Raw genomic sequence first — 23,140 nt, 5'->3', positions numbered from 1 at the left:
ACATATTTCGCGTTTTTACCCCCGCACCGACGCCCGTTCTTGTAATGCCTCTTTTTTCAGGTCTTCGTCCGTGGCAAGGGATGCGGCCTGGGAAAAGGCGGCCTCCGCCTTTTTCATGTTGCCGGTCATTCTATAGGCCCGGCCCAGGTCCAGATGGAACACCGCTACAGCCGGTCCCTTTTCAACGGTGTTCTCAAGAATTTTGACCGCCCGGGGCGCCTGGCCCATGGCCATGTAGGTTTTGCCCAGCCAGTGGCCGGCAAACACGTAATCCGGCTGAAGCTCAAGGGCCTTTTGAAATTTTTCCACCGCTTTTGCATACTCTTTTTTATGGTAGTAGGCCTGTCCCAGCAGGAAGTTGGGAAAGTGGGGCGTGGCATAGATAAAGCTTTCAGAAATGGGGGTAAGGGTGATAATGGCCTTGTCCCACTCCTCCTTTTCCATGTACAGCACCCCCAGGTTGTTGATGGCCGTGGCAAAGTCCGGTTTGAGGGCAATGGCCTTTTTGTAAGACTCGATGGCCATGTCAAACTCTTTGCGATTGTGGTATAAAAGGCCGTAGTCATAATAGAGCAGGGGATCCTTGGGGTTTAAGGCCTTTGCCTTTTCAAATTCCTTAAAGGCCAGCGGGTATTTCTCCTCCACCAGAAAGGCCTCTCCCAGGCTTCGGGTTTTGTCGGCCTGCTCTTTTTTTGTTTTGGCCGAGGCGCAGCCGGAAACCACCATTATCAACAGCAACAGAAGACAGACAAGTCGTTTCATTGTTTTGTCCTTTTCAAGCCAAGCCGGTTTGCAATCTCATCAGCGGTTTTTCTGACAAATGTTGTCATCTCCGGCCCGCTCAGTGTCTCCCGGTCCGCCGGCGTGGCAATGCCGGGAACCTCAACCAGCTGCGGGGCATTGACAAGGGCCGGGTCCGGCGTCACCCCGTAATGGGCCGGAAAAGCGTTTTCAAAGTACATCTGTTGAAAATTGGAGAACTTGAGCATGTGGGCCGTGGAGTCCAGGACCGCCATGTCGTCGTCGGTTACCAGGCCCTGCTGCCGTGCCGTTACCAGGCCGGCCAGGCTTTCGCCGCCATGGGTGCAGACGATGTTGCCGTGCCGGTTGGCCGTCAGCTGCCAGTCCATGATCTGCTGCTCAGATACTTCCACCACGAACACCCGCCGTTGGCCGGCGGCCTGGTCATACCGGTCGGCCAGACGGATCACCCGCGGCATGGAGACCGGGTTGCCGATCATGGCGGCCTGTGCCACGCTGGGTTTGACCGTCACCGGGGCAAACCGGCGCCGGGCCGGGTCGGGCTCTCTGTAGTACTGGAACACCGGGCTGGCGTGGTCGGACTGGACCCCGATGATTTTGGGCAGGGCATTGATAATGCCGATTCGGAAAAATTTTAAGAAGCCGTTCATCACCGCCGTGATGTTGCCGGCATTGCCGATGGGCACCACAACGGTCAGATTCCGGGTGTCGTAGGAAAAATCCTGGGCGATTTCATAAGAGTAGGACTCCTGACCCAGAATGCGCCAGGCATTTTTGGAGTTGAGCAGGGCCACGTTGTAGTTTTCGGACAATTCTTCGACCACCTTCATGCAGTCGTCAAACACGCCGGCAATTTCAAACACGGCGGCCCCGTTGCCCAGGGGCTGGGAAAGCTGCTGGGGTGTGACCTTGCCGTGAGGAAGAAGAACGGCGGATGTGACCCGGGGCTTGAGATAGGCGGCATAGAGGGCCGCCGATGCCGACGTGTCCCCTGTGGAGGCGCACACAGCCAGCACGTTGGAGAGGATGCCGCTTTGCAAAAGAAAATTAATACGGGAAAAGGCGCTGGCCATGCCCCGGTCCTTGAAAGAGGCGCTGGGATTCTGGCCGTCGTTTTTGAAAAAGAGGCGGATTCCCACCTTCTGCTGAAGGAGCGGGCTGGCTTCAACCACCGGGGTACCGCCTTCACCCAGCCATACCACCGCTTCCAGGGGCAGGTCCGGGCCGATAAACTCGTGAAACCGGTAGACCCCTTTTAAAGCGGGGATGTTGAGGCTTTTTCGAAAATCGAAAATCTTTCGCCACAGGGGGCCGGGGATGGCCCTGTGCCGGTCAAAGTCCCGGTCCTCGATCAGCAGCACGCTGTTGCAGGAAGGGCAGGTGTATAGAAGGGTGTTGATGTCGTGGGTGGCGTCGCACCCAAGGCATTTATACACCATGTCGCCCCCGGGCCGGGGCACCAGGTGGGGCTGTACATCGCATGGAAAGTCGGAAGGGTTCATAATGACAGGACCGCCATGTTTCTCATGTAAGGCCGCAGGGTATCGGGAATCTCAACGGCGCCCTCTTTTGTCTGAAAATTTTCCAGTATGGCGGCCAGGGTCCTGCCCACGGCCAGCCCTGAACCGTTTAATGTATGAACAAACCCGGTGCCTTTCTGGCCGGGCCGCTTGAACCGGATGTTGGCCCGCCGGGCCTGGAAGTCCTCGAAGTTACTGCATGAGGAGATCTCCCTGTACCGGTTCTGGGCGGGAAACCACACCTCTATGTCATAGGTTTTGGCCGCGGAAAATCCCATATCACCGGAACAGAGGGTGATCACCCGGTAGGCCAGGCCCAATCGCTGTAAAATAGTTTCCGCATCGGCCAGCAGTTTTTCCAGCTCGTCGTAGGAGTGTTCCGGATGGGCAAATTTGACCAGTTCCACCTTGTTGAACTGGTGCTGGCGGATCAGCCCCTTGGTGTCCTTGCCGTAGGAACCGGCTTCGGATCGGAAACAGGGAGTATAGGCCGTGTATTTGATGGGCAGGTCTGCCTCGTTGAGAATTTCGTCGGCAAAGATGTTGGTCACCGGCACTTCGGCTGTGGGAATCAGGTAAAACCCCCACCGTTCCAGCTTGAACAGGTCCTCTTCAAACTTGGGCAGCTGGCCCGTGCCGGTCATGGTTTTGGCATTTACCATCAGGGGCGGCAGGCACTCGGTGTAGCCGTGCTCCGTGGTGTGAATGTCCAGCATGAAGTTGATCAGGGCCCGCTCCATCAGAGCGCCGGCCCCCTTGTACAGGGGAAACCGGGCGCCGGCGATCTTGGCGGCCCTTGCAAAATCGAAAATGCCCAGGGCCTCACCGATCTCTTCGTGGGGCCGGGGGGCAAAATCAAATGCCGGAGGGGTGCCCACCTCCCTTTCCGTCACGTTGGCGCTTTCGTCCGGACCGATGGGAACCGACGCGTGGGGGATATTGGGAATGCGCATCAGCAGGGCATCGCTTTTTTCCTGGTTTTCGGCGAGCAGGACCTCCAATTCCTTTATTTTTGCGGACACTTCGCGCATGGCGGCAATAGGTTCATCCGCGGTCTGCCCCGCCTTTTTCATTTGCGCGATGGTGTCGGAGGCCACGTTGCGTTTGTGCCGTAACGCTTCGATCTCGGCCAGAATATCCTTGCGGGCCGTGTCATATCCAAGAAACGCGTCAATCATGACCGGGTCTTCATTGCGATGCGCAAGGGCCTGCCTGGCCCTGTCGGCCTGTTCTCTTACAAATCGGCTGTCAAGCATGGGCGTTCAATCTGTTTATGAGTCATTCAAGCGAGTTTTGTCGAAACCGGCCCTGGTGGGCCGTCCGGCAAGGGTTTTCAAGTATTCTGTTGGTATCATGGCTGAATGTTTTAGTCAATGATTATTAATGGTTGACATAATACCAGAATCATGATAGATAACCTCTCAATCATTGTATAGAAAAATGAATAAAAGCATATAGAGGTAGGTCATGGATGATGTCAAGGAAATAAAACAGGGGCTCAGCGCCGGTGTGGTAAAAAAAATCGGTGCGTTCACAAAAGATGAGCTCTCTCAGAAAAGCCGGCAGATATTGACCCGGCTGTTTGGTTTTGCCAACTTCATGGAAGCACGGGTGGTGTTTATTTACCTTAACAAACCCGGCGAGGTGGACACCCGCAGCATCATAAAGCACTGTTTTTCGTGCAACAAGGTCGCCGTGGTGCCTTATGACGACACCAACCGAAAGGATCTTCGGCTGCTCAAGCTCAATGATCCTTCCGCTGATTTTATCACCGGCCCCAGGGGTGAAACCGTGGCCGATCCCAACCGTTGCAGAGTGGTGCCCATCGACAGCGTGGAAATCGCCATCATACCCGGCCTGGTGTTTGATGAAAAAGGGGCCCGCATCGGCCTGGGCACCGGTTATTACGACAAACTGATTCCCAAGCTGCCCGCCACCACCCGCAAGGTCTCCCTGGCCTTTGAAGACCAGATCATCGCCCAGGTGCCCAAGGGGTCCATTGACCGGCATGTTGATATCATCATCACAGAGGACCGTGTGATTTACAAGATATAGCGGCCTTCTTCCTTTTCTGTCTATCGGTGACGCCGGTCAGCGTTCCTCCCCGCAAGTGAGTCTGAATGTCGGTATCGGCACTACTGAAACCGGCAGGCTTTTTTTTGTCATGCGGCCATGGCGGCTTTTCCGAATTTTTCCAGGTTTTCCGTGCTGCCCACCACGATAACAGTATCGTTGGCGTGAATTTTCGCGTCAAAGGAGGGGTTGAAAATCATGGAAGCATCTGATTTTTTAATGGCAATGACAATCAGGTCAAACTCCTGCCGAATACCTGACTCGCTCAGGGCCAGGCCGCAGAACCGGGAGCCGGGCCGAATCGGAATCTCTTCCATCTGAATATGCTTGTTCTTCCTTGCCAGTGCCAGCTCCAGGAAATTGGTTACCGTTGGCCGCAGCACCCGCATGGCCATGTTGTGTGCCCCGATGTCGTAGGGGGATTCCACCTTATCGGCGCCGGCGGCCCTTAGCTTGGATTTTGACCCTTCATGGCTGGCCCGGGCCATAATAAAAAGGTCGGGGTTCAGCTGGCGGGCCGTGAGTACGAGAAACACGTTGTCCGTGTCCGTGGCCAGGGCCGCGATCAGCACCTTCGCATGTTTAATGCCGGCCTGTATCAGGGTCTCTTCCTCTATGGCGCTGGCACAGATGTAAAGCACGTTATCGGCCTCCATGGCCGGCACCAGGTCGGGATTCCCGTCGATGGCCACCATGTCAATCGGCTTCTCCCGAAGGTGAGCGGCCAGTACGCGGCCGATGCGGCCGTACCCGCAGACAATATAGTGGTTTCTCAGCCGTCTGATTTTTGAATCCAATTTCCGCCTCCCGAGAATTGCGCGAATCTTTCCATCCACCATGAACTGGACCACGGACCCCGCCACATAGAGGCATAGACCGTAACCCAGGAAAATCACCACCATGGTGAAGACCCGGCCGGCCCGGCTCATGCCATGAACCTCCCCGTATCCCACGGTGGTGACCGTGATCATGGTCATGTAAAAGGCATCAAGCAGATCCCATCCTTCTATGATGGCATAGCCGAAAGTGCCGGCGATCAGCACCACGATAAACAGCAGAATCAGTGAAAAAAGGTTTTTTGTATTGCCCAATGCCCTGTCCGTTACCCCTCATGGCTCATGGCCCGGTTGCCATGGATAGTTTTGAAATGCCGGGAACCGTGGAATAGTGTTGCCGTAACGGTTCAGGCCCCGGCACGCCCCTTTTGATGGCCCACAACCGGTTCTGTTGTGATATCTATCATATTCCGGCTGTGGGGCTCGCGCAACCGCTTTTTTGTCTTGACGGCTTCAGGGGGCCTTGCTATTAAACCGCATGGTTATGGAAAACGAAGAAATAAGATATGTGCGCCGGCGCAAACAGATGGTGGAAAACCAGATCGCGCGGCGCGGCATCAACGACCCTTTTGTGCTGGGCGCCATGGGCACGGTGCCCAGGCACCTGTTTGTCAGCGAGGCCCTGATGGACCAGGCCTACGGCGATTTTCCCCTTCCCATCGGTGAGCAGCAGACCATCTCCCAGCCCTATATCGTGGCGGAAATGACCCAGGCACTGGAACCCACCGGTAACGATCGGGTTCTGGAGATCGGCACGGGATCGGGATATCAGGCGGCCATACTCTCCCGCATCGTGTCCCGCGTTTATACCGTTGAGCGGATACACTCCCTTTACATTCGGGCAAGGGCCCTGTTTGACAGGCTGGGTTACTACAACATCGCCACCCGGTACTCCGACGGCACCACCGGGTGGAAGGCGGAAAGCCCTTTTGACCGGATTATCATCACCGCCGGTGCCCCGGACATTCCTTCGGTGCTGGTGGATCAACTGGCTGTGGGCGGGCGGCTGGTAGCGCCGGTGGGAACCGAGTCCGTGCAGAGCCTGATCAAGCTGGTCAAGGAAAAAACCGGGGTTCGGTCCACCGATCTGGGCGGGTGCCGGTTTGTCAAGCTAATCGGCGAACATGGGTGGAAAGAAAATTAGTCCTCGGCCTTTTTGTGGTTGACGACGTATCCGATCTTTTCTTCCAGCTTTTTTTCCACGATCGCCGGCACCATGCCGCTGATGTCGCCGCCAAAGGTGGCCGCCTCCTTGATAATGGAAGAGCTGGTATAAATCCACCGCATGCCGGTCATCAAAAACACCGTCTGAATATCCCGGTTGAGCCGCCGGTTCATCAGGGCCATCTGAAATTCGTACTCAAAGTCGGATACGGCCCGCATGCCCCGGAGAATGGCCTTCGCGTTTTTCCGCTCGGCATAGTCGATGAGCAGGCCGGCAAAAGAGTCCACCTCCACACCGTCAATATCCTTCAGACTTTCGGTCAGCATGTCCAGCCGTTCATCAAGGGAGAAGAGTGCTTTTTTCCCGGGATTGAGAAGAATCGACACGATGATTTTGTCAAACAGGTGACGTCCCCGCTGAATGATGTCGATGTGACCGTTGGTGACCGGATCAAAGGAACCCGGGTAGATGGCGATTTTCATCGGGCCTCTCCTTGTGCAAACCGGTTGTCCGCGTCAACCGGCGTCATGGGTGTGGTGAAAGGGCGGTGTGTCGCTGTTCATGGGAGTTTCTACCATATATTGGAAAAAAGAGACAACCGTTTTTCCGTATTTGCGCTGGTCTGTCAGGCTAAAATCGCGTCCGTCACAGGCGGCTGCCTCGGCTGTTGTTTTTCGTGAGTGCTCGGCCACCACCCATGCTCCGGGCAACAGCGTTTGGCTGACGCGAAGGTTTTCAAGGACCTGACCGATGGCGCCGGATTTATAGGGAGGGTCCATGAACACCAGGTCAAAGGTCATGCCCAGGGATGGCAGGCAGGCAAGGTTTTGTGCGGCATCGTGGCGAATGGCTCTGGCCGAGGACTGAAGTTCGCACGCGTGGATGTTTTTTTGAATCACCGCCAGAGCAGCGGGGGTGTTGTCGATCAGCACGGCCCGGGCGGCCCCCCGGCTCAGGGCCTCGATGGCCAGCGCCCCGGTGCCGGCAAACAGGTCCAGCACCGTGGCACCCGGAGTTTCATGCATGAAAATATTGAACAGGGCTTCCCGCACCCGGCCTGACGTGGGCCGGATCGCCATGCCCGTTGGTGAAAAAAGCCGCCTGCCCTTTAATGTGCCGCCGATAACAGTAAGCGCCATGGCTGTTACAACTTCATCTTTTTGATTTTTTTGCGCAGGTACCCCTTGTCCACGCCAATGGCCAGGGCGGTCCTGGTGATGTCCGCGTCGTTCTGCTGCAGGATAAACCGGATATAGGCCTCTTCAAAACGGGTGCGGGCCTGCTTCAGATCAATGGGGGAGAACAGTTCGGCCACGGGAAGGGCCGGCGGCGTTTTTTCCGGGTTGTAAGGCCGGGGCAGGTCGCCGGCTTCGATGGTCTTCTTGTGAAGCATGATGGTCAGCCGCTCCAGCAGGTTTTTAAGCTCCCGTACATTGCCGGGCCACGCGTAATCGCACAGCAGGTTCAGGGCATCTTCAGAAAGTTGTTTGGGCTCCGTGTTGTTCTGCCGGGCATGTTGTTCCAGGAAGATGGCCGCAAGAACGGGAATGTCTTCCTTGCGGTCCCGCAGGGGCGGCACTTCGATGGGAATCACGTTGAGCAGAAAAAAAAGGTCCTGCCGGAAGCGGCCCTCCCTGATTTCCAGTTCCAGGTCCTTATGCGTTGCCGCAATCACTCGCACATTCACCGATACCGTTCGGGAACTGCCCAGGCGCTGGAATTTCTGTTCCTGCAGCACCCGCACCAGTTTTGCCTGGGTGGCCGGCGCCATGTTGGATATCTCGTCTAAAAACAGGGTGCCCTTGTTGGCCAGTTCGATTTTGCCGACCGACTTTGTGGTTGCGGCCTCAAACGCGCCCTTTTCATGGCCGAACAGCTCGCTTTCCAGGTACGTCTCCGGAATGGCCGCGCAGTTGATGTCCACAAAGGGGTGTTCTCCCCGGGGGCTCAGGGTGTGAATGGTGCGGGCCACCATCTCCTTTCCGGTGCCGTTTTCCCCGGAGATCAGAATCCATGCATCCGTAGGCGCGGCCGAAGCGATCTGCTGTTTCAATGCAACCACCGCCGGGCTGGCGCCGTCGATGGAACTTTTTTTCAGCGTCTTTTTCTTGAGGTACCGGTTTTCCTCCTCCAGCCGGCGAAAGTTCAAAGCGTTGTGAATGGCCACGATGACCTTGTCAATGGACAGGGGTTTTTCAATAAAATCAAAGGCCCCGATCTTGGTGGCATTGACCGCGGTCTCAATGGTGCCGTGGCCGGTAATGATGACCACCGGAATATGGGGGCTGGCGGCCTTGATCTCCTTTAAGGTCTCAATACCGTCGATGCCGGGCATCCAGATGTCCAGCAGCACAATGTCCGGGGATGCGGTTTCGATAAGCTTTAGTGCCTCATACCCGTTTGACGCGGTGAGAATCTCAAAGCCTTCATCCGACAGCAGTCCGCCCAGGGACTGAAGGATGGAAGGCTCGTCATCTACAATTAAAACCGATGGAAACATCCGCTTTTCTCCATTTGGCCGGCCGGCTGTCTCATGCCGGCAGCTCGATGATAAACCGAGCGCCTCTGGGCTTATTGTCATGGGCGCTGATGGTGCCGTTGTGGTCCGCGATAATGGAGCTGACAATGGCAAGGCCCAGCCCCATTCCCGATTTTTTGGTTGAAAAATAGGGTTCAAAAAGGTTGTTTTTCGCCGCCTCGGAAAGCCCTCTGCCGGTATCGGCAAAGGTCAGCACCACCTTCATGGCCGCGGGATCGTGGCGCACCGTGATCGTGATCCGCCCGGCCCCCTCCATGGCGGTGATCGCGTTTTCAATCAGGTTGATCAGGGCCTGTTTGATCTGCTGCCGGTCCAGGTTCAGCCGGGGCAGGTCCGGGGGCGCGTCAATGGTGAATGTGACGGGGCTGTCTTCCTCGGTATAGAGGTCGGCGGTTTCCCGAATGGTCTGCACCAGGTCGCAGGGCCCCAGCTTGGCCGATGGAAACTTGGCAAAGGCGGCAAACTCGTTGACCAGGTTGCGAATGATATCCACGTAATCAAGAATGGTGCGAATACATTCTTCAAAGATCGGGTCATCGGCGTCGGGCCCGAACTTTCTTTTCAGGCGCTGGGCCGAAAGGGAGATGGGGGTCAGCGGGTTTTTTACCTCATGGGCGATGCGACGGGCCACCTCCCGCCAGGCCGCCATGCGCTGTGCCTTTTCCAGTTCGGTGAGGTCGTCGATTACCATCACGATGCCCATGTACTGGCCGGTCTTGTCGTGCCGCAGGGCGTTTAAGTAGATAATAAAGCTGCGGGGCGTACCGCTGATGGTGAGTCGCAGCGGCAGTTCCACCATGTCCTGGCCGCCGTCCCGAATGGTGGCGATTCGCTCATCGGCAAGTTTCAGGTACCGGTCCTTCAATACGTTGGCATAGTAACGGTTGAGCACGTTTTCGTGGGAAAGGGACAGCATTTTCCGGGCCGACTTGTTGATCGTTGTAATGGTGCCGTGGGCATCAATGGAGATGACGCCGGTGGAGATGTTGTTGAGAACGATCTCCATATAGAGGCGGCTCTCTTCCAGCGCGTCCTTCTGCCGTTCCAGCGCCTGGGTGGCCGCTTCGATCTGCTGCCGCCCGGCCCGCAGGTCCCCGGTCATTTTGTTAAACGAGCTGACCAGCATGCCGATTTCATCATCGGCCAGGCGTTCGATGGTATAGGCCAGGTCTCCGGCGGAGACCCGCTCCAGGCCCTTGGCCAGCTCCATGATGGGATTGGTGAGGGACTTGGCGATGTAAAAGCCGAACCACACGGCACAGAAGACCACCAGCAGCGCCACGATGGAGAGAACGATGTAATAGGTGCTCTGAATGGGCTCCTTGAGAAGCTTGATCTGCTGGTACTCTTCAATGCCCCTGGAAATGGCGGTCAGGCTGTCGGACAGGTCCGGGGGCAGCAGGATGGAGATCACCAGAAAGGCTTCGGCCTTTTCCCTCGGCTGGCCAAAGGGTATCGAGCAGATGGAGCTGACCAGCTCACCGGCGGGCAGATCCCGGCTGATGGAAAAAACCGTGTCTGTTTCCATGCCGGTTTTTTGCAGATCGTTTATTGATAAGGTTCCGAAAGGGGCCGTCTCAATTTCCGGAGAGACGGCATAGGTGATCCGTTCCCCGTCGGGATTGTAGACCTCCACCGTGTTCAGGTGAAACTCCCGCTGAACGATCTGGATATACCGGGAGAGATCGTCGGTGCGATAGGGCCGCAGCAGATTGTTGGTGGTGATCTGGTAGGCGGCCCGTTTCAGAAAAAATCGGTTGCTGTCCTCAATGTGGGCATACATGTTCTTGCCCACGGCCAGGGAGTTCTCCAGGGCATGGTCCACGGGCACGTTGAACCAGAACTTGATACTGGTGGTGATAAAGCTCATGGAAAAAAAGAACAGCACAATGGCGGGGACCAGGGTCAGGGAGATGAACGCCACCACCAGCCGGGTCCGCAGCCGGGCGCCCATGACATTCTGCTTGCGGTCGTAGAAAAGTTTGACCAGGTTCCTGAAAACAAGAAAAATCAGCAGGATCAGCAGCAGCAGGTTGATGTTGATGAAGACGAACATCAACACCGTGTTGGAAATCGGAATGTCGGCGCCGAACTGGATGATGCGGCTTTCCAGGTAGGTAAGCACGGCCACTGTCACCAGCAGCACAACAGCCAGAATGCCTTCCCGCTTTCTGCGCCGGCGTTCTTCCTCATCCAGTCCGGACATGAAGGTCCGGAACGCTTTGAAAAATTTTTTAATCATATCGGCGGATGTCGCATGGATGAACAGGGGTTTAACCCGGATATTTCATGAGGTATTCAGGCTAATAAGTAAAGTCGACATGATGCCAGTCGGTTTCCACGTCCCAGAAGGAGACAAAGAAGAGCACGTAATGCAGGTAAAGCGGCAGGGTGAGCTTGTCCAGTTCTGCCTTGGCGCTGACCCGGTAAACCGTGTCCCGTTCAAGATCGTTCAGGCTGCAAAGGGGCAGCCCCTCGATCCGGACCATGGCGTTCCGGGCCTGATCCAGCGATTTGGTGACCAGGGTTTTTTCCCCTTCCCAGGAACGCTTTACGGTAAACTCCTCTTTCAGGTTGTCGTATTTGATCGTGTGGGTAACACGGAATTCGGTCACGTCCTTGTCGAACCACATGCGCCGGACCCTGGCGGCCCGGATCAGGAAAGTGAAAGTGACCGGCACACCGCTTTTGATGGCGGCCTCCATTTTTTCGTTGAATGCGCCGGCCACGGTAGTTTGAAAAACAAGGACGTCTCCCGAGGGCGTGACGGACATTTCGGACAGGCGGGCGCCATCTGCCGGAGCGGGCGTATGGCAGATCATCACAAAAAGCATGCACGAAAGCATCAGGCCGGAAAATCGAAACATGGAATGCATATCATTTACCAGGATTAGGGTTTACCGAACGGCTCATGAAGTATTCGGACTTGCCTAGTTTCCATCCATAAATGGCCTTTTTCCGCAATCTCTGCGTCAAACCGCGGGCTTCCTTGTGCGGCGTACAACAGTACGCCTCCGCGTCAGCCCTTGTTTTCCTTGATCTTGTGAAAAAATTCTCATTTCTGGATTGGAAACCTTTTTCGTGTCCTCATAACCGATGGATGGACACTGGCCTATCCTATAATGAAGGTTTTCTAAAAGGCAAGGGCTTTTGCCGCGGGTTGCGGAAGTTCCGGAAAGCCGGTTTCCCAGCACTCCTTGTTCGCGAACAGGGCCTCCAGGAGCCGGTGATTAAACAGGTGCCCCGATTTACAGGCAACGATGCGGCCCAGCAGGGGCATGCCCAGTAGAGAAAAATCGCCGATGCAGTCCAGGATCTTGTGCCGGACAAACTCATCATCAAAGCGCAGCCCCCCCTCGTTCAGGATACTCGAACCATCCAGCACTACGGTATTGTCCAGAGAGCCCCCCCTGGCCAGGCCATGCTGCTTCAGGTATTCGTATTCATGATAAAACCCGAAGGTGCGGGCTTTGCTGATGTCGTTCATAAAGGTTTCGGTGTTCACCTCAACGGTGCGGGACTGGGTGCCGATCAGGGGGTGGTCATATTCGATAGTGGCCGAGATGGTATAGCCGGATGCCGGATATATGCTCACGGACCGGTCGTCTTCCTCTATTTCCAGGGGCTTTTTGATGATAAAAAAACAGCGCCGGGCCTCCTGTTCCACGCATCCCACCCGGGACACGGCATCTGCAAAGGGGAAGGCGCTGCCGTCCATGATGGGCAGTTCATAAGCGTCCACCTCCACCAGGGCGTTGTCCACGGCCATGCCCGAAAAGCAGGCCATCAGGTGCTCCACGGTGGATACGATGGCGCCGTTGCTGCCCAGCACGGTGGCCAGGCTGGTATCCGTGACCATTCTGAAGAGCGCGGGAATACGGGGAGCATCTCGAAGATCGGTGCGAACAAACTTGATGCCGTGGTTGGGGGGCGCCGGTTTTACCACCAGCGTAACCGGCTTGCCCGAATGGACCCCCACCCCGGTACAGGTAACCGGGCTGGCCACGGTCCGCTGAAAAAGATACATTATATATAAACCTTTACATTTTAAGTGAAAAATATTTTATACAGCTTCTGCCACGATACCCAAACATACCCGGTTTGTCAATCTATTCCCAGGGAGGTAACCGGGTTTTGTTGAGACAAACGATTGTGAAAAAATATTGCTCATGCACGATCTCTCTGGTATTTAAACAAGAACGCCGATCAATAGAGTGCTTATTGTTTTTATTACTTGGGGTTGTTTCCCATGCCACAGGATCTCGACGCGGTAGAGACTGCACAGACATGTTAACAAGGGTTTTTTCCAGCGCCGTTACCGGCATTGACGCGGGCATTGTGGAGGTGGAGGTCAATATTGCCAGGGGACTTCCTTACTTTACCACCGTGGGGCTTGCCGAGGTGTCGGTGAAGGAGAGCCGGGACCGGGTCAAGGCGGCCATGGTCAATTCCGGGTTTTCGTTTCCCTACGATCACATCACGGTGAACCTGGCGCCGGCGGGCATTAAGAAAACCGGAACCGGTTTTGACCTTCCCATTGCCCTGGGAATCCTTGGGGCCGGCGGCATCGTTCCGGAAGCGATTTTTGCCGATTACCTGATTACCGGAGAGCTCTCTCTGGGCGGTGCGGTAAAGCCGGTGCCCGGGGTGCTGCCCATGGCCATGGCCGCCAGGGACGCGGGATATAAAGGCGTCATCGTGCCCGGGGAAAACAGCCGGGAAGCCGCCGTTGTTTCCGGCATATCGGTCTACCCGGTGGCGCACCTGTCCCAGGCCGCCAATTTTCTGTGCGGCACCTCGGTTATTTCACCGATACAGGTGGACATGGCGAAAATTTTCACCTCCGCCGGGCACTCCAGCGATGATTTTTCCGAGGTGGCGGGCCAGGAGCAGGCCAAGCGGGCACTGGAGATTGCAGCGGCCGGGGGCCACAACCTGATCATGACCGGCCCTCCGGGGTCGGGAAAAACCATGCTGGCCCGGCGCCTTCCCACCATTCTGCCGGACATGACTTTAGAAGAGTCTCTGGAGACCACCAAGATATTCTCCGTGGCCGGCCGGCTGGAAAAAGACCAGGCCCTGGTGACGGCCCGGCCTTTTCGCGCCCCTCATCACACCATTTCCGATGCCGGTCTTATCGGCGGCGGTTCCCATCCCAAACCCGGCGAGGTGAGCCTGGCCCACAACGGGGTCCTGTTTTTAGATGAACTGCCGGAGTTTAAAAAGTCGGTGCTGGAGATGCTGCGCCAGCCCCTGGAAGACAAGCAGGTCACCATCTCCCGGGCCGCGGCCGCCATCACTTACCCGTCGGCCTTCATGCTGCTGGCCGCCATGAATCCCTGCCCCTGCGGTCACCTGGGCGATCCCCGGCACGAGTGCCGTTGCTCGGCCACCCAGGTGCAGCGGTACCGGTCCCGCATATCCGGCCCCCTGCTGGACCGCATCGACATTCACGTGGAGGTGCCGGCCGTGGCCTTTCGTGATTTTGCCGGAACCGGCACCGCTGAATCCTCAGCGGTGATCCAGCAACGGGTGACAACGGCCCGCCGGGTACAGCGGCAGCGGTTTGCAAAAACCCGGATTTACTGCAACGCTCAGATGACCAACCGCCATATTCGAAAGTACTGCGTTCCCGGGCCGGGCGCCGCCCGCCTGCTGGAGACCGCCATCGACCGGCTGGGATTCTCGGCCCGGGCCTATAGCCGTATCTTGAAGGTGGCGCGCACCATTGCCGATCTTGAGGGGAGCGGAAACATTTCCGAGGCACATGTGGCCGAGGCCATTCAAAGCCGGCACCTGGACCGGACGGCTGCGGCGTGACCGGCGTTTTCCGGAATGCCATGAAAAAATCAGTCATTTTTCATCAAACCCGTCCATTTTCTGTTTGACAAAAAGCAGTGATTCCGGTACTCATGTAAGGTCTGAATGAGATGTGGTCCCATCGTCTAGCGGTTAGGACGTCGGCCTCTCACGCCGGTAACGGGGGTTCGATTCCCCCTGGGATCACCACTACTTACGCTGCTTTTGGCTTGCCGCTGAGTGAAAAACTGAGTGAATTTTTTTCATGTTTTTTGAGTTCCTTGATCTCCAGCAAACTCATCACCTCTCTGGTGTTCGTGTAATTTCCAGCCACATATATTTCAGTCGTGGTTTGTTTCTGGTGCCGAAGCACCTGTTGCACTTTCTTTAACGGCACATTCTGAAGGTCGTTCAGATACTTTGCTACGGTATGCCGCAGATCATGATAATTGAAGGTAAGCACCTCCGCTGTTTTACATAAGCCTTTAATAAATCTTTGTCTGGAAACATAGGGCTTGCCGTAATGTTCGCTTCGCTCATCCAGATTGCAGAACACGTAAGGGCTGTCTGGGAACCTGTTGTCCCACTGCCATGATAACTGCTGGTAGAGGTCATCGTTCATCCACAGCTTTTCATAGCTCATAGCCCGGTCTCTGCTTTTTCGTGTGCCAAGGCGCACCCATCTTTCTTCAAAGTTTATATCTTCAGCCCATTTCCAGCGGAATATCTCGCTTTTTCTCGCCCCTGTGTGCCAATATGCTTCAATCATTACTCTGTCCTGCCCTTCAGCGGCTTCAATGATTTTTAATATGTCCTGAATAGGTATAATTCGTCGAGTTTTAGTGGTATGGCTTTTCTTTCTAACGACAGCAACAGGGTCATACAAAATATTATAGTAGTCACGAAGCCAGGAATAGAATGCCTTTAGATTCTTTCTGTCCTTATTCGCTGCATTATTGCTCTGTTGTATGGCCCGGTCATTAATAAAGTCTAAAATGGTGTACGGTTGAATTTCGGTAACATCAATATCACCCACAGCATTGTAAAAGCGGGTTAGACAGAATTCCTTCTCGTCAAAGGTTTTTTGAGAATAATTCAGTTTGCAGTCAGCCAAATATTTTTGGGCCAGATACCACAGGGACAGGTTATCTGGGGAAGAATATCTCTGGCGGTTCTTCGCTATTTCTTTCTCTTTTTTTATCCACTGCCTGGCTTCGTCCTTGTACTTGAAGAACCCTTTTGCCAGAATCCTTTTTCCCCGATGCATGAACTCGGCCCGGTACCCCCATTTTGTTTTCCAGATGCTCATACAGTGCCCTCCTGGTTGTCCGCCATGAGCCCCCAACTTTTGTGGCAGGTAACTCATTTTTGCGCATCAGAGCCCTTACCGTCTCTTCTCTGAGAGAAAGCTCCTGTGCGACTTGCTCAACTGTTAATATAGCATTTTCCATGGCATTATATCAATAACTATTTGAAATTAGATGTAAATTTAATATTTTTCTTTGTAAAGTCCTATTGCACAAGCATCTTATTGCTTGCCTTTGTCCTTCTTTAGAAAAAAACAAAATTATTACAGACCATTAAACATATGCCACGCTGACCAGCAAGGCGGTTATGATGAACATACCGGGCAAGATCCGATATGGATTTCATCCATCCCGAACTCCGGCCCTGGCAAATCCCAGGTGCCAAGCTGTTGTAGCTGGATATAGCCGCTACGATATAAGATGCTTTCGGCAAGTGGGCCAATAAACACTTAGCCGACGATGAGTGATGTTGCCGCGATAGTTTTCATGGCCATCCAGCGCCATTCTCGAGGCACCATAACTTATGCTTTAGGGCTTTGAACACACATGACCGGCTCAAAAATTATCATCTCATCATTAGAATTATCCCGAATTACTCGTCTATTTTTTTTCGGATAAACTTCAGCCTCTTTATTAATTTTTCCAATGCGTTGGGGTTAACACCGTCAAAAAATTCCCTGTCTTTAATTGCTTTTGACCACTTGGCAAGAGCGTTAACCTTAACGCTATATGTTTTCACCAACTCGTCCTTATCCATCGCTTCAGCTTTCTCTTTAATGGACGTCCTACCCGACGGCTTTTTCCCCGGTGATGGTTTTTTTGCAGACGTTTTCTTATGGGGTGGCTTGCCAGGAGCCTTTTTTTTCTTTGATGTTTTTTCCGCAGACGGTTTCTTCGGTGGCGATTTTTTAGCTTTCTTCGTGAGCTTCTCCTTTTTAGCATCGAGATATTTATTAACTTCAAATCGGAATTGATTCAGCTCAGCCATGTCTTCCTCGTCTTCCGGAATATCAATATCTTCCCGATCCAGAATTATCGCCACATGCTTGTTTTTTTCGTTACACATCAACTCCAGAAGAATAGAAAATCCCAGATGCCGAAAGGCAGGATAATCCTCAATATTGGCATACCGAGCAATTTGCTCGGCTCTTTGAAGTGTCCGGGGGTGAATTCCCGGGAGATGTTCCTCGGCATAGGCTTTAAAGTTTTTATGTCCCTCTTTTAGTCTAAGTAGATGCAAGCCCTGATTAAATCGCTGCTCGACCAAATCCCCTTCAAGCGAAATAATTACTTTTTCGATTTCTAGAATTTGATTTATATGATTTTCCTCTGTTCTGTGTGTCATGATTTTTTCTCCTTAAAAATGATTATTGATAAATTGTTCCTAAGCTCTGTGACTTGATAGAGAGGCACTTACAGATCCCTGATGTTTGTTTGTTTTTCAATTTCATTAGAAACCTCCTTTCACAAACTGGATAATTCTTTTTTGCTGCGAATTTTTGACCTTCCAGATTCATAAACGTTTTTTTGCGACACAGTTGTCGTGGAAGGAAAAAATTTTTTGGGGGATAGTCGGTTTGAAAGTTATTGTCGTGTTTGGTCGATGGAGGGGTGTCCCCCACCAATTACGATGCAACTGATTCGGCACTCGAAGTAGCGTAAAAGCTGTTTTCGAATTTTTGACCTTCCAGATTCATAAACGTTTTTTTGCGACATTAAGTGTCGTTGCGGAAAAATTTTTTTTTGGGGGGAGATAAACGGTATAAAAATCTATTGTCTTTGACAGTGGGGGGGCGCTCCCCATTATCTATGGCAAGACCGCTCCAGCAGTCGAAATTTGCAGAAAAACTGTTATCGAATTCTGGCTTCCAGATTCATAAACGTTTTTTTTTGCAGAAAAAATATTCTGGAGTAATTTTTTTGGATAATCGACCTGAAGATTGATTGTTTATTCTTGGCAGTCGGAGGGGTGCCACCCACCACCTAAGATAAAACAGCTTCAGCAGTTGAAATGCCGTAGTAAAATAGCATGGAAATGCTACCCAAAAAAAATCTGGACATCATCAGAACTGTTAACGAGTTCTTGACATCCAGATTCATAAACGTTTTTTGCGACTTAAGTGTCGTTGCGGAAAAATAATAAAGTGGAAAAGATTCAGGAGCGGCTCTAACATTTATTGATTTGGTGATAATCGACAAAATAGATCAAAAATTTTACCTCAACTTATTGTCAATTTTTTCCCGAAGCCCCCGAAAGTTAATCAACAGTACAGTCGCGTTCTCGTTGTCTTCCAGGATATTCAGTTCATTAAAATTAACCTTGCCGTTATAATCTTCTCCATTGATATTCTCATCCACATCAATAGTCATCATGCCTACCTCGCCAGAACTGCTGGCATCTATATCCGTTTTACCCTTGAGATAAAAAGCAACGTACTCTGCTCGAAGCCAGCGATCCTGCATACCGCTGCTACCTAAGCGGCGAGCTATTTTTTGGGTTTGACTTGATGCCTGCTTCCTTGGAAACCCCTTGGCTACTAATTCTTGGAAAAGACCGATGGCGTAAAGGTCATAGAGGGAAAATAAATTTTTTGTCCCTCGCCCGTCTGCCGCACCGAGGTTGGGCTTGATATACCCCTTCTTCAGCCAGTCTTTACATTTATCAATATTAATACCCAAGACCTTCCACAAGTCTGTTGTAGTGTAAGCCGTTCGTGTCATGAACCCCCCTTTTTTTTGCCTGCTACCTAATTGGTAAGGATACCACAGAAGGTATGTTGTTTTAATAAAATATTATCAAAAATAATATCAGTGGAGTTGGTCACATATTTGACAGGCTGTTAGATGCAACTCAATAGAAATGTTTTGAGTTTGGACGGTATTTCCAATAGCACAAAGGCCCTGCATCCTTTGCATCTTCTTTACAATTAAATTATGTTGTATTAAATTGAGCGTTAAGGGGAAGGAAAAATCGGAACAAAATGCAGAATATGTACAATATGCCCATGCCGGGCATTCGTGATTGTGTGTCCCAAATCTTTTAACCCAAGTCACCACATTTTCAACTGCATCCATATCGGCCGATGGTCAGACAGGATAAAGGTGGCATCATCGGAGAAATTCAGTTGAAAGTTGTTGCGTTTGAGCAGGCGGGGTCGAAAAAATAAGGGTCATAAGGCTGTTGATAATTTTTTCTCTTTAATTGGGATAATGTTTAAATACACAACAAAATGCAGCAGCAGCCTCAAGCCAATTTTTTATAACGAATTATGATAAAAGAATAATTTATTGTTGACAGCGGGTGACCATATCTCAATAATGGGCTGAGACTGGGGGAAATACAGCAGCCAATTAATATTATACTTTGAATTGGAAATATCCAATTGAAAGACCAAAATCAAAAAATTGAATCCATAATTTCAACTTTGCATCGGATATCGGCCGAAGAAGAATCTGTTCGGAAATATATTAATACCACGAGATATCAAACCGATTTATTGCAGAATCTGGATATTTGGAATCAAATATGCAGCTCTTTGGACACCACCGGAGACACTACTCTTTCAATAGAGGAATATTTGGTGTCGGACTACCCTGAAAACGATGGCTTGAAATATATTTACACATATGGGCTATTACAATCCCTTTTTATCCAGCAAGAGGCTGTAAAACATCTTTCAGAGGCATTTGAAGTTGATTTTAAAATCAATGACCAACTCAAAAAGGTTCGCGCGATAAGAAATGCTTCAATAGGCCATCCAACAAAAAATAGAGTTCGTGGAACAGTTTTTTACAATTATATCTCAAGAATTACATTGTCAAAATTTGGTTTCACTCTTTTAAGGTCTTCAAAAGGCGATAGAGATGAATTCATAGATGTTGATTTACTTTCCATTTTCACTGCCCAAGTTAATGAAATTGAAAAAAGCTACAAACTTATATCTACCAAATTGATTGAGGCCGATAAAATGCATCGAGAAAAGTATAAAAACAAACTTATCGTAGACATATTTCATTCTTCTATAGGGTATCAGTTTTCCAAAATTGCTGAGGGAATTTATTCTACTTCTACCCCTCACCATCGTTCTTTCGGTTTAAAAATGTTGGAATCAGTAGAAAAGACTTATTTGGAGTTTGAAAATGCTCTTAAAGAAAGAAATGAGTTAAATGATTATATAGAACATGATTTAGAACAGTATAAACATGCAATCACAATTCTAAAATCATTTCTAACCGAAGAGAATGAAAATATGACCGAGAGAGATGCGAGAATATACCTTTTTTACATCCGTGAAAAGCACGTGCATTTTGTTGAGGTTGCTAAGGAAGTAGATGAAGAATACACGAAAAAAGTATAACATGGTGTTTCACTGGATTGCAGGGGGGTGAGTCGCTTTGAAAATCTTTGGCTTAACAAAATTATGAATACAAACAAAGTTTCTGGGAAACCCCTGCAACCAGTGAACTTTGCGTTGGGCGTCATAAAATTATGAAAAACCAATACTTCGGAGACATAAACGATTACAGAAAATATGGCCTACTCCGGGCTATATCTTCTGTTTCCAACCTTCGAACTTTGGTAGCTTGGATGCTAACGCTTGACGATGGTAGTACCAATGGTAAATTCACGAAGTATCTTTCCGAGCCGCAACAATGGTCAAAATATGACCCAGAGCTTTATTCTCACCTAAGTCAAATATTGAGCACCCATAGCGAAAGAAAGGTAAAGTATATCGAGGAGACAAACCTCCTCAAAAATACGGAATACTATTCAAAGCTCGTACCTGATCTAGCATTAGATCGTGACACCTGGTTTGTTGAACTTCTTCAAAACTCGAAAGACTGTGATTTTGTGTTCCTTGATCCAGACAACGGGCTTGAAATTAAATCAAAGCCGTATGGCCGCAAAAACTCATCTAAATTTTTATTCTGGCGTGAGGTTGAGTCTCTTTGGCAATCTGAAAAATCGTTGCTGACATATCAACATTTCATTAGAGAAAAAAGAGTCAACTTTATTCAGCGTATGCTCGAAACCCTAAAAGAAGCAACCAATGGTTCTTTTGTTGAAGCGTTTTCAACGCCTCATGTTGTTTTTCTTCTGGCTCTTCAACCAAAGCATCAGCCCTTACATGGTGCTATTGTTGAGTCCGTACAAAAAAACTGGTCGGGGCAAATCAAGCATTGGGAGTTAATTCGCGCCACTCAACTCCACGTTAGCGGTAAAATATAAATGGAGAAATGCTTATGGGCGGATATAAAACCAACAGTGGCGATAATTTAAAACGAGTATGGAATATCCCTGCTACTCAGGTTCGTTATCATAAAGACGGAACATTTTTCATGCCAGTAGATAAGTTTCCAGCCGCCCTTTGCGATCCAAATGGGTATGTTCTATTTAAAACAAAAGAAGAATACGAAAATTCATCATACCTTGAACTTGGCAATAGATTAAATGTCAGACATGGTATCTGGAGAATTCCCGGATACGTCAAAATGAAATGAAAAAAGCGCTAACGAACAAGGCTAGATCGTGCGTAGCCACGATCTTATCCGGTGGTTGAACAAGCCCGATACGCCGGGTTAAGCGCTATATGTAAATATCTTTTTTCAGGCAGGGGTGTGGCTGGGCTACCTGGAACTCGGGAGCTTAGAAAGAAGGTATCATCCACGGCGAAAATTCAAAATTATGGGGCAGGGAGGCGGCTGCACCAGCCACTAGCATGTTTGCGGGGAAATGGACACTTCCAGGGAAAATCAAAAAGTAATTCACCGGCAGTTGCTTTTCCAAGCCATGAGTTCCTTAAACAAGTCCGATTATGACATAAGGGCAAAGGGCATGGTTTGTTTAAGAGAAGAAAGCCAACGGTCTGATTTGGCCCGGGCAAAACTTCGAGACTTAATTTATGATGATGATGGTTCTATACGTATACTCGCTGCAGAAGCGCTTTCCACAACTCAATCATATCCATCTGATGCTATTCCTTTGCTGGAAGCAGTTTTAGAGGTTGGCTGTACAATGGAGATAACAGACGGTGTTGAGCCGTGGATAAGGATATGCCTTGGAGCTCTTTTTAATTATAATGAAGCAGCGAGTTCTTCAGAAATTCTTGTTTGGCCCTATCTTTATGCTCAGCCAAATACGAACCTAATACTTTATGCAACCCGACTTGTCTCTCTCTTTGCAAAGTTTTCCGACGCCTCACGGACTATTCTCTGTCTTCTTTGTCAGCACCACGATTCGCATATACGAAATTATGCACGTGAACTCATGAGTAGCGAATCGTTTAATTCTGACTGCAACAGGGTCTGATTGTTTCAAGGGCAGTGTCAGTTGTCCGGTAATAGAATAAGGGGAAATAAAAGTGGACTATTATGCGGTAGCGAGAGGCCGTAACCCAGGCATTTACAAAAACTGGTCGGATGCAGAGAAACAGGTAAAGGGTTTTGCCGGCGCAATGTATAAAAAATTTCAAAGCCGGCAAGAGGCTGAAGAGTTCATAAGAAATCCAACGTACAAAACCGCGTCAAAAATAAAAAAAGCTATCCAAACAAGCGAACCTCCTGTTCCTAAAAATGCCATCATTGTATACACGGATGGTTCCGCTATAGGGAATCCTGGCCCAGGTGGGTATGGTGTTGTTATAAAAGGCGGGAAGGAAATAAGTGGTGGGTATAAGTTAACCACCAACAATAGAATGGAGCTTATGGCTGTAATTGTTGCCCTTCGAGAACTTCAAGACGATGATGAAAGACCAATCGTGATATATTCCGATTCTAAATACGTAGTTGACAGTATTAATAAAGGATGGGTTCTAGGTTGGAAAGAAAATAAATGGGCTGTAACAAATGGAACGAGAGTGAATTCTGATTTATGGAAAAAGTTTTTAAGGTTACGGTCAAAAGTTGACGTGGAATTTCGTTGGGTGAAGGGTCATGCCACAGACCCTTTGAACATAAAAGCAGATCAGCTTGCCAATTCCGCAGCAAGACAAAAAAGATTATCGCACGACAAGGGGTATGATGAACGAGAATAAGACGAAAGCCGGCCATATATTAGGCTGAAACTCAATAGATATGTACAATAATGTATTGAGTTTGATACGGTGTAACGTCGTCAAAAAAATTCTGTGCCCCCCACA

At 50.7% G+C, this 23,140-nt stretch carries 21 protein-coding genes and 1 tRNA gene; 9 read left to right on the top strand and 13 right to left on the bottom strand.

Going from position 1 to position 23,140, the window contains the following annotated elements:
• Positions 1-15: 15 nt before the first annotated feature.
• The 3 genes from DOLE_RS14125 to serS are packed head-to-tail and all read right to left on the bottom strand — an operon-like array spanning position 16 to position 3,538.
• Positions 16-762: a tetratricopeptide repeat protein gene (locus DOLE_RS14125; RefSeq protein ID WP_012176161.1), complete on the bottom strand. Its 747-nt coding sequence runs from the start codon at positions 760-762 to the stop codon at positions 16-18.
• The gene (thrC, locus tag DOLE_RS14120) at positions 759-2,264 is read right to left on the bottom strand and encodes a threonine synthase (protein WP_012176160.1); all 1,506 of its coding nucleotides are present in this window, start codon (positions 2,262-2,264) and stop codon (positions 759-761) included. The genes DOLE_RS14125 and thrC overlap by 4 nt, the downstream gene beginning before the upstream one ends.
• Positions 2,261-3,538, bottom strand: a complete 1,278-nt coding sequence (serS, locus tag DOLE_RS14115; RefSeq protein WP_012176159.1) for a serine--tRNA ligase — start codon at positions 3,536-3,538, stop codon at positions 2,261-2,263. The genes thrC and serS overlap by 4 nt, the downstream gene beginning before the upstream one ends.
• 211 nt (positions 3,539-3,749) lie before the next feature.
• Here serS and DOLE_RS14110 point away from each other — a divergent pair, with 211 nt between their 5' ends.
• Positions 3,750-4,337: a 5-formyltetrahydrofolate cyclo-ligase gene (locus tag DOLE_RS14110; protein WP_012176158.1), complete on the top strand. Its 588-nt coding sequence runs from the start codon at positions 3,750-3,752 to the stop codon at positions 4,335-4,337.
• Between the two features lie 107 nt (positions 4,338-4,444).
• Here the strand turns inward: DOLE_RS14110 and DOLE_RS14105 are convergent, their stop codons facing one another.
• Complete coding sequence (locus DOLE_RS14105; protein WP_012176157.1) at positions 4,445-5,446, bottom strand: potassium channel family protein; 1,002 nt, start codon at positions 5,444-5,446, stop codon at positions 4,445-4,447.
• A 223-nt stretch (positions 5,447-5,669) separates the two neighbouring features.
• Between DOLE_RS14105 and DOLE_RS14100 the strand changes: the two genes are divergently transcribed.
• A complete protein-coding gene (locus tag DOLE_RS14100; protein ID WP_012176156.1) occupies positions 5,670-6,335 on the top strand; it encodes a protein-L-isoaspartate(D-aspartate) O-methyltransferase in 666 nt (221 codons plus the stop codon).
• Here DOLE_RS14100 and coaD read toward each other — a convergent pair.
• The 6 genes from coaD to lpxC form a co-directional block, all read right to left on the bottom strand.
• The gene (gene coaD, locus DOLE_RS14095; protein WP_012176155.1) at positions 6,332-6,838 is read right to left on the bottom strand and encodes a pantetheine-phosphate adenylyltransferase; all 507 of its coding nucleotides are present in this window, start codon (positions 6,836-6,838) and stop codon (positions 6,332-6,334) included. The two genes, DOLE_RS14100 and coaD, sit on opposite strands and share 4 nt — an antisense overlap.
• Positions 6,839-6,871: 33 nt before the next feature.
• Positions 6,872-7,495 (bottom strand): 16S rRNA (guanine(966)-N(2))-methyltransferase RsmD, encoded by a 624-nt coding sequence (rsmD, locus tag DOLE_RS14090; protein ID WP_012176154.1) that lies wholly within the window; start codon positions 7,493-7,495, stop codon positions 6,872-6,874.
• A gap of 5 nt (positions 7,496-7,500) precedes the next feature.
• Positions 7,501-8,856, bottom strand: a complete 1,356-nt coding sequence (locus DOLE_RS14085) for a sigma-54-dependent transcriptional regulator (RefSeq protein ID WP_012176153.1) — start codon at positions 8,854-8,856, stop codon at positions 7,501-7,503.
• Positions 8,857-8,887: 31 nt separating this feature from the next.
• Positions 8,888-11,137, bottom strand: coding sequence for a sensor histidine kinase (locus DOLE_RS14080; protein ID WP_012176152.1), 2,250 nt, complete (start codon positions 11,135-11,137; stop codon positions 8,888-8,890).
• A gap of 61 nt (positions 11,138-11,198) precedes the next feature.
• Complete coding sequence (locus DOLE_RS14075) at positions 11,199-11,771, bottom strand: DUF4390 domain-containing protein (protein ID WP_012176151.1); 573 nt, start codon at positions 11,769-11,771, stop codon at positions 11,199-11,201.
• A gap of 257 nt (positions 11,772-12,028) precedes the next feature.
• A complete protein-coding gene (gene lpxC / locus DOLE_RS14070; RefSeq protein ID WP_012176150.1) occupies positions 12,029-12,922 on the bottom strand; it encodes a UDP-3-O-acyl-N-acetylglucosamine deacetylase in 894 nt (297 codons plus the stop codon).
• Between the two features lie 260 nt (positions 12,923-13,182).
• Here lpxC and DOLE_RS14065 point away from each other — a divergent pair, with 260 nt between their 5' ends.
• Together DOLE_RS14065 and DOLE_RS14060 are read left to right on the top strand one after the other, a co-directional pair.
• On the top strand, positions 13,183-14,715 hold the full coding sequence (locus DOLE_RS14065; RefSeq protein WP_012176149.1) for a YifB family Mg chelatase-like AAA ATPase: 1,533 nt from the start codon (positions 13,183-13,185) through the stop codon (positions 14,713-14,715).
• A gap of 114 nt (positions 14,716-14,829) precedes the next feature.
• Positions 14,830-14,904, top strand: a tRNA-Glu gene (locus tag DOLE_RS14060).
• A gap of 4 nt (positions 14,905-14,908) precedes the next feature.
• Here DOLE_RS14060 and DOLE_RS14055 read toward each other — a convergent pair.
• The 3 genes from DOLE_RS14055 to DOLE_RS14045 all read right to left on the bottom strand — a co-directional run bounded on the left by DOLE_RS14055 (position 14,909) and on the right by DOLE_RS14045 (position 18,722).
• Positions 14,909-16,003 carry a tyrosine-type recombinase/integrase gene (locus DOLE_RS14055; protein WP_012176148.1) on the bottom strand — a complete coding sequence of 365 codons (1,095 nt, stop codon included), beginning with the start codon at positions 16,001-16,003 and terminating at the stop codon, positions 14,909-14,911.
• A gap of 590 nt (positions 16,004-16,593) precedes the next feature.
• A complete protein-coding gene (locus DOLE_RS14050) occupies positions 16,594-17,346 on the bottom strand; it encodes a hypothetical protein (protein WP_012176147.1) in 753 nt (250 codons plus the stop codon).
• 869 nt (positions 17,347-18,215) lie between these two features.
• Entirely contained in the window at positions 18,216-18,722 is a 507-nt protein-coding gene (locus DOLE_RS14045) for a MerR family transcriptional regulator (protein ID WP_041280595.1), read from the bottom strand.
• Positions 18,723-19,384: 662 nt separating this feature from the next.
• Between DOLE_RS14045 and DOLE_RS14040 the strand changes: the two genes are divergently transcribed.
• The 5 genes from DOLE_RS14040 (at position 19,385) to DOLE_RS14030 (ending at position 23,035) form a co-directional block, all read left to right on the top strand.
• Positions 19,385-20,359 carry a hypothetical protein gene (locus DOLE_RS14040; RefSeq protein WP_012176146.1) on the top strand — a complete coding sequence of 325 codons (975 nt, stop codon included), beginning with the start codon at positions 19,385-19,387 and terminating at the stop codon, positions 20,357-20,359.
• Positions 20,360-20,490: 131 nt separating this feature from the next.
• Positions 20,491-21,231 (top strand): hypothetical protein, encoded by a 741-nt coding sequence (locus DOLE_RS14035; protein WP_041280594.1) that lies wholly within the window; start codon positions 20,491-20,493, stop codon positions 21,229-21,231.
• A gap of 14 nt (positions 21,232-21,245) precedes the next feature.
• Positions 21,246-21,503: a hypothetical protein gene (locus DOLE_RS18295; protein WP_012176144.1), complete on the top strand. Its 258-nt coding sequence runs from the start codon at positions 21,246-21,248 to the stop codon at positions 21,501-21,503.
• 232 nt (positions 21,504-21,735) lie between these two features.
• Positions 21,736-22,311 (top strand): hypothetical protein, encoded by a 576-nt coding sequence (locus DOLE_RS18290; RefSeq protein ID WP_153304442.1) that lies wholly within the window; start codon positions 21,736-21,738, stop codon positions 22,309-22,311.
• A gap of 52 nt (positions 22,312-22,363) precedes the next feature.
• Positions 22,364-23,035 carry a ribonuclease H family protein gene (locus tag DOLE_RS14030; protein WP_052294309.1) on the top strand — a complete coding sequence of 224 codons (672 nt, stop codon included), beginning with the start codon at positions 22,364-22,366 and terminating at the stop codon, positions 23,033-23,035.
• Positions 23,036-23,140 lie beyond the last annotated feature (105 nt).

The organism is Desulfosudis oleivorans Hxd3 (assembly GCF_000018405.1).
GTDB lineage: Bacteria > Desulfobacterota > Desulfobacteria > Desulfobacterales > Desulfosudaceae > Desulfosudis > Desulfosudis oleivorans.
This window is presented reverse-complemented; position numbering and strand designations above follow the sequence as displayed.

Bases quoted from the DNA above. Each gene is read 5' to 3' on its own strand.
- rsmD (WP_012176154.1), bottom strand. From the start codon at position 7,495: ATGGCGCTTACTGTTATCGGCGGCACATTAAAGGGCAGGCGGCTTTTT.
- coaD (WP_012176155.1), bottom strand. From the start codon at position 6,838: ATGAAAATCGCCATCTACCCGGGTTCCTTTGATCCGGTCACCAACGGT.
- DOLE_RS14110 (WP_012176158.1), top strand. From the start codon at position 3,750: ATGGATGATGTCAAGGAAATAAAACAGGGGCTCAGCGCCGGTGTGGTA.
- DOLE_RS14055 (WP_012176148.1), bottom strand. From the start codon at position 16,003: ATGAGCATCTGGAAAACAAAATGGGGGTACCGGGCCGAGTTCATGCAT.
- DOLE_RS14085 (WP_012176153.1), bottom strand. From the start codon at position 8,856: ATGTTTCCATCGGTTTTAATTGTAGATGACGAGCCTTCCATCCTTCAG.
- lpxC (WP_012176150.1), bottom strand. From the start codon at position 12,922: ATGTATCTTTTTCAGCGGACCGTGGCCAGCCCGGTTACCTGTACCGGG.
- thrC (WP_012176160.1), bottom strand. From the start codon at position 2,264: ATGAACCCTTCCGACTTTCCATGCGATGTACAGCCCCACCTGGTGCCC.
- DOLE_RS14045 (WP_041280595.1), bottom strand. From the start codon at position 18,722: ATGACACGAACGGCTTACACTACAACAGACTTGTGGAAGGTCTTGGGT.
- DOLE_RS14075 (WP_012176151.1), bottom strand. From the start codon at position 11,771: ATGCATTCCATGTTTCGATTTTCCGGCCTGATGCTTTCGTGCATGCTT.
- DOLE_RS14050 (WP_012176147.1), bottom strand. From the start codon at position 17,346: ATGACACACAGAACAGAGGAAAATCATATAAATCAAATTCTAGAAATC.
- DOLE_RS18290 (WP_153304442.1), top strand. From the start codon at position 21,736: ATGGACACTTCCAGGGAAAATCAAAAAGTAATTCACCGGCAGTTGCTT.
- DOLE_RS14100 (WP_012176156.1), top strand. From the start codon at position 5,670: ATGGTTATGGAAAACGAAGAAATAAGATATGTGCGCCGGCGCAAACAG.
- DOLE_RS14035 (WP_041280594.1), top strand. From the start codon at position 20,491: ATGAAAAACCAATACTTCGGAGACATAAACGATTACAGAAAATATGGC.
- serS (WP_012176159.1), bottom strand. From the start codon at position 3,538: ATGCTTGACAGCCGATTTGTAAGAGAACAGGCCGACAGGGCCAGGCAG.
- DOLE_RS14080 (WP_012176152.1), bottom strand. From the start codon at position 11,137: ATGATTAAAAAATTTTTCAAAGCGTTCCGGACCTTCATGTCCGGACTG.
- DOLE_RS14125 (WP_012176161.1), bottom strand. From the start codon at position 762: ATGAAACGACTTGTCTGTCTTCTGTTGCTGTTGATAATGGTGGTTTCC.
- DOLE_RS18295 (WP_012176144.1), top strand. From the start codon at position 21,246: ATGGGCGGATATAAAACCAACAGTGGCGATAATTTAAAACGAGTATGG.
- DOLE_RS14065 (WP_012176149.1), top strand. From the start codon at position 13,183: ATGTTAACAAGGGTTTTTTCCAGCGCCGTTACCGGCATTGACGCGGGC.